Origin of the sequence: uncultured Rhodococcus sp. (assembly GCF_963525155.1) — a bacterium.
Classification (GTDB): Bacteria; Actinomycetota; Actinomycetes; order Mycobacteriales; family Mycobacteriaceae; genus Rhodococcus_F; species Rhodococcus_F qingshengii.
Genome location: NZ_CAURKP010000268.1, coordinates 1 through 5,494, shown reverse-complemented (window position 1 = coordinate 5,494; position 5,494 = coordinate 1). Strand labels below are relative to the sequence as shown.

The window sequence follows — 5,494 nt, the reverse complement described above, 5'->3', positions numbered from 1 at the left end:
CCGTCACGTGCCTCTCGCCCGGCTCTGCACACGCAGAACCGGGCGAGAGTCTTTCGACGGCTGGCGGCAGCCCGCTGAGCAATGCCGAGGTCGATAGGATTGCCGAACTCAGCGACGTCACGACACTGACCGGCGGCGGGCTACCTCGGCTCGAGACCGCTGTCGAACGTCATCGTGAGATCACGTCGATCCTCGTCTCCCACCACGATTGGCGAGGCCTGTTCTCCGTCGGCCTCGACGCTGTCGAACACGAGGCGGTGATGCCGCTGCAGCGAGACCCCACGGCCTTCGACGATGACGAGTGGGCCCATTCGGTCAGCTACGAATTGCTGCGAAGGTACCTGGTGAACGTCCATGCCGAGTTCACCGGCACTCCCACAGATCCGGCGTGGAACAACTACTTCACCCTGACGCGTCAGTGCGACGCCAGTCCGGCACGAGTCGCCATGGCCGGCTACAACGCGCATCTCACCGTCGACCTCGCTCACGCCGTCGCAACTTCCGGAACCACAGCAGAGGATGTCCCCGATTTCTACAAGATCGTCGATTCCATTGCCGTCAAGGGTGGTTCGATCGTGACGCTCACCAAGGCCGAGTACGACGCCGATCTCGGGCCCCTCTGGCGCTTCTACTTCGTCGGCGAAGGACTCGACCGATTGGCCGGAAACTCGCAGCCCTCGGAACTGCTGCTCCGCGCCGCCGACAGCGGATACAACACCATCACGCTGGCCAACGGGTTCGCCCTCCAGAATCCGCAGACACGTCCCGGCGCAGAACAGGAGATCGACGCGCTCTGGCGGACTACAGATTCCGCTCTCGACGTACTCTCGCGACTCGGTGGTCTCTGACATCTCACCCTCCGCTGCCTGAAACGGACACACCTGAGACAATGACCCCATGACGGGGCACTCGGCAGGGCAAGGCATGCAGAGTCCCGCCATGCGCCGGGTACGAGACCTGTTGCGCGGACCCGCAATTGTCTGCAGCGAACAGGCCACCATCCGCGAGGCCGCGAAGTTGATGACCGACGCGGGCCGCCGCGCTGTCGTGATCCCGACGGCTACAACCGGTTTCGGAATCTTCACCGAAGGTGACCTACGTGCTCGCGTGGTAGTCGGTGGTATCGACAGCAGTCAGCCGGTATCAACGGTGATGACGCCGTCAGCAGTGACAGTCGATCCGGATCGATTGGGCGCCGACGCCGTGACCGACATGCTCGAGTACGGATTGCGCCATCTCCCGGTCGTGACCGAGGCAGGCGCACTGATGGGTGTGCTCGAACTCAGCGACCTCCTGACTTCGGCCACCAATCAGGGTTTCGAACTGCGCGCAGCGCTCGCCACAGCACAGGACGACGCCCACCTCGTCGAAACAGCCCGCGCGGTCCCTGTTCTGGTGACGGAATTGGTGGCGTCACGGGTCTCTCCGCTCGACATCGGCGCGACGCTGGCCGTGCTGATCGACGTGACGGTCAGGCGAGCCATCGAATTGGTGGTGGGCGGAGATGAGCGACCGGATTTCGCGTGGCTGTCGCTCGGCAGCGTCGCCAGACGTGAAGCGCTCCCCTCTTCGGATATCGACAGTGCGCTGGTGTGGGGCGGCGAATCTCATCACGAGGGAGCCGACGCCGCGAAGACGATCCACGACATCCTCGATCTCTGCGGGTTCCCTCGCGACACCAAGAACGCCGTCGCGACCCAGGCCAGGTTTGCTCGGACACTCCCACAATGGCGCACTGCACTGCGGAAATGGGTGTCCAACCCGTATCAGGACCAAGCCCTGGTCATGTTGTCGATGCTGGCGGATGCCCGCGTCGTCGCGGGCGATCCGGCGTTGGATCCTCGCCCTGCGGCGTTGGATCAACTGCGACTGCATCCGGCCGTCATGCGACTGCTCCTTCGCGAAGCGGTCGGCGACAAGGCAAAGCTCCATTCGTTCAAGGACGTGATGACGCGTCGGACCGGAACCGTCGACCTCAAAGCCAGCGCCGTCCAACCGATCGTGAACATCGCTCGTTGGGCGGGGATTTCCGTGGGCGCCCGCACGAGTTCGACACTCGAACGCCTCAAGGCTGCAGCGGGAAGCGGTTTCCTACTCGACGACGACGCCCAGGTACTGATCGAATCTTTCGAGGTGTTGCAGCAGATTCGTGTCCGCCACCAGACCGATCAGTTCGCGGCAGGTCGGCCACCGACCGACGAAGTCGTGATCTCCGAACTCACTCCGCTCTCGCGGAGCTTGCTGAGCAATGCAGTGCGCGAGGTCGCAGGTGTGCAACGACGACTCGAATATGCCGCGTCCGCGTCGGCGCTACCCGACATCGATCCGTGAATCGCACTGCGCTCGAACAGGTTCTGGCGGCGGAGCGCCTCGAAGGCTGGGATCCGAGCGATGAACAGATCGCGGAACTCGAGGCCGTGATGATCGGGATGCTCTCTCGGCGTGAGTATTTCGAGCAGGAATTGGCGCGAGCCGTCGGCCTCTCGTCTGCGATTCCCCCGCGGATCCGCTGGCGACGATCAGCGCCGTACGTCTATCGCGGTACATCGGTTCTCGAGAACAATTTCGACGTGCGAGATCCCGCCGCACTGCAATCACTCGAGTTCGCGGCGACCGCGCTTCGTCTGGGTGAGGCGCATCTCGGCAGCGATCTCGTACCGCACACGCGAGACACAGCCGAACTTCTCCTACTTCACCAGCACGTTTTCCAAGATCTGTACCAGTGGGCCGGCCATATCAGAACCGTCGACATCAGGAAAGGTGCGGCAACGTTTGCTCCGGTCTCGGCGATTCGGAACTACCTGTCCGAGGTGGAAGAGATCATCGCCGCCGTCGATTGGGTAGCGCTCGATCACGGCGCTGCGTCGTTCGCGCTCGCATCGGTGTACTCGACGCTCAATCATGCCCACCCGTTTCGGGAAGGAAACGGGCGAACCGGAACCCTCTTCCTGCACCGACTCGCCGCGGACACCCGGTATCAGCTCGACTTGTCGCGGGTGAGCAGAACCGAGTGGGTATCCGCGTCGAGGGATTCTGCGCCTTTCCGGCCCACCGGCACCCCGTCACCTCGCCCGTTCATCGATCTGTTCAATCGCGCGCTGACTCGCTGACGCAGACATCTGCAACCGTTCCAGGCGGACTGAACACCGTAACTGCTGAGTGAGCACCGCTTCCGACACTCTGGAAGCGGTGCTCACTCTAAGACGACTGTGCTCACTCGACCATCAACCGGGCAGCGCGAACTCTCCTGCGTCGGACCAACGCTGACGCTCGGCCCCGAACGCGACGGACTGCATCGCGCGGAACTCCTCGATCGAGCGCGAGTTCGACGCGAGGAACTCCTGATGCTCGGCCAGCGAGAAGCTGCCGTCCTCGATCTCGACGCCCCCGCCGCGGCCGGCGGCGGTGTCCGCGCGCAGATCCATCAACTCTTCCGGCTCGACGGGGTACCAGGAGATCCGGTCGAAGAATCGCAGCAACCACGGAGTGCCCTCCTCGAACGGCCCGGACTTCGCGGGGTGGCGGTGATTCCACACCTGCGTCGTACGTCCGACGAACTGGTACCCGCCCGGGCCTTCCATGCCGTAGATGCAGAGGTACGCCCCGCCGATCCCGACGGCGTTTTCGGGGGTCCAGGTGCGGGCGGGGTTGTACTTGGTCGTGACAAGGCGATGACGTGGGTCGAGCGGCGTCGCGACCGGCGCTCCGAGGTAAACGTCACCGAGTCCGAGCACCATGTATTCGGCGCCGAAGACGGTGTCGAACACGTCGTTCACGGATTCGAGACCGTTCATCCGGCGGATGAACTCGATGTTCCACGGGCACCACGGCGCGTCGGCGCGAACCCCGTGCATGTACCGCTGGATCGCTTCGCGCGTTGCCGGGTCGTCCCACGACAGTGGCATCCGCACAGTGCGACTGGGCACAACGAGTTCGTTGGCCGCCGGCAAGGTGTCCTCCGCCTCGGCGAGCATTCCCATCAGTTTGCCGACGGGCAGCACGTCCGGGTCGACGCGGACCTGCAGGCTGCGGATTCCCGGGGTGAGATCGAGTAGTCCGGCCGGCTTCTCGGCTTCGAGTCGCTGATGCAGTGCATGAGCACGCGCACGTAACGCCAGGTCGAGATTCATGTCGCCGTATTCGACCAACACGTTGTCGTCGCCTGAGCGCCGGTACGTGACCGCGGTGTCGCCGTCACGACGGGCTATGACGCCGTCGTCGCCGTCACCACCGGAGGAATGAACAACCGAACTGGAGGCTCGACGCGATACTCCGAGGTCACGCCGGGAGGCTGCCCGTTCGGCGCGGACCGGCACGAAGCGAATCTTGTTCCCGGGAGCCAACTGTCCGAGCTTCCAGCGATCAGCGGACACCACTGTGATCGGGCAGACGAAGCCGCCGAGGCTCGGTCCGTCTGGTCCGAGGAGGATGGGCGTGTCGCCGGTGAAGTCGAGTGCACCGATCGAATACGCGTTGTCGTGGATGTTCGAAGGGTGAAGTCCCGCTTCGCCGCCGGTGGTTCTGGCCCAGTCTGGTTTCGGACCTATCAACCGGACACCGGTGCGGTCGGAGTTGAAGTGGACCTCGTACTCGGTCGCGTACAGCGTGTCGATGTCGGAGCGGGTGAAGAACTCCGGCGCCCCGTGCGGGCCCTCGGTCACCGCAAGTTCCCAGCCCGTGTGTATCGCCGGAACATGCTCGGCGGGAACAGCTCCCGCGACCCCGGTCGCCTGTCCGAGTTTGAGAACGTCTCCTGCCCGCAGAGTCCTACCTTCGTGTCCCCCGAACCTGCCCAGGGTGAAGGTCGACGCACTGCCGAGATAATCGTCGGTCTCGATTCCGCCCTGTACGAGTACGTAGATGCGCAGTCCCGGGCCGCTGACCGTTCCGACGTCGAGCACCGATCCAGCGGGGACGAGAACGGGACGCCACTGACCGTGTACGACGGCGTCGACGGTCACCGACACCGGGGCACCTGTGATGCAGACCGTGGTGTCTTCGTCGAACGTCATGGCAGGTCCGGCCATCGCGCATTCGATGCCGGGGGCGCCTTCGGGGTTTCCGAGTGCGGTGTTTCCCAACCGAAACGACAGGTCGTCCATCGGGCCCGATGGTGGGACTCCGATCTGCCAGTATCCGACGCGTCCTGGATAGTCCTGAACCGTCGTCAGCATTCCGGGACGCACGATGGTCAGTTTTGCGTTCATTCGTCTGCTCCCGGCCGTGTGACGATCATGCGGACGGCCGTGGGATCGAAGCCGTTGCACGGGTTGTTGATCTGCGGGCAGTTGGACACGAGGACGAGCACGTCACGTTCGGCACGCAACGCGAGCCGCTTGCCTGGTGCCGACAGTCCGTCGACGATTCCGAGTGTGCCGTCGGGGTCGACCGGGACGTTCATGAAGAAGTTGATGTTGGACACCAGGTCCCGCTTACCGAGCCCCCATTTTGCGCCCTCGACGAGGAAGTTCTCGACGCACGCGTGCTGATGCTT

General features: G+C 64.0%; 5 protein-coding genes. 3 read left to right on the top strand and 2 right to left on the bottom strand.

Translation table 11 applies throughout. The annotated features are described in order from the left end of the window. The 3 genes from RWT78_RS27725 to RWT78_RS27715 form a co-directional block, all read left to right on the top strand. The coding region (locus RWT78_RS27725) for a DUF5995 family protein (protein ID WP_314682413.1) at positions 1–848 on the top strand (848 nt) is incomplete at its 5' end. A gap of 49 nt (positions 849–897) precedes the next feature. Then, complete coding sequence (locus RWT78_RS27720) at positions 898–2,331, top strand: putative nucleotidyltransferase substrate binding domain-containing protein (protein ID WP_003944791.1); 1,434 nt, start codon at positions 898–900, stop codon at positions 2,329–2,331. Then, positions 2,328–3,110, top strand: coding sequence for a Fic family protein (locus RWT78_RS27715; RefSeq protein WP_003944855.1), 783 nt, complete (start codon positions 2,328–2,330; stop codon positions 3,108–3,110). Before RWT78_RS27720 ends, RWT78_RS27715 begins: the two co-directional genes overlap by 4 nt. 114 nt (positions 3,111–3,224) lie before the next feature. Here the strand turns inward: RWT78_RS27715 and RWT78_RS27710 are convergent, their stop codons facing one another. Continuing rightward, positions 3,225–5,207: a 5-oxoprolinase/urea amidolyase family protein gene (locus RWT78_RS27710; protein ID WP_314682407.1), complete on the bottom strand. Its 1,983-nt coding sequence runs from the start codon at positions 5,205–5,207 to the stop codon at positions 3,225–3,227. Continuing rightward, positions 5,204–5,494: DUF1989 domain-containing protein (locus tag RWT78_RS27705; protein WP_314682404.1), on the bottom strand; the 291-nt coding region annotated here is incomplete at its 5' end. The genes RWT78_RS27705 and RWT78_RS27710, both read right to left, overlap by 4 nt.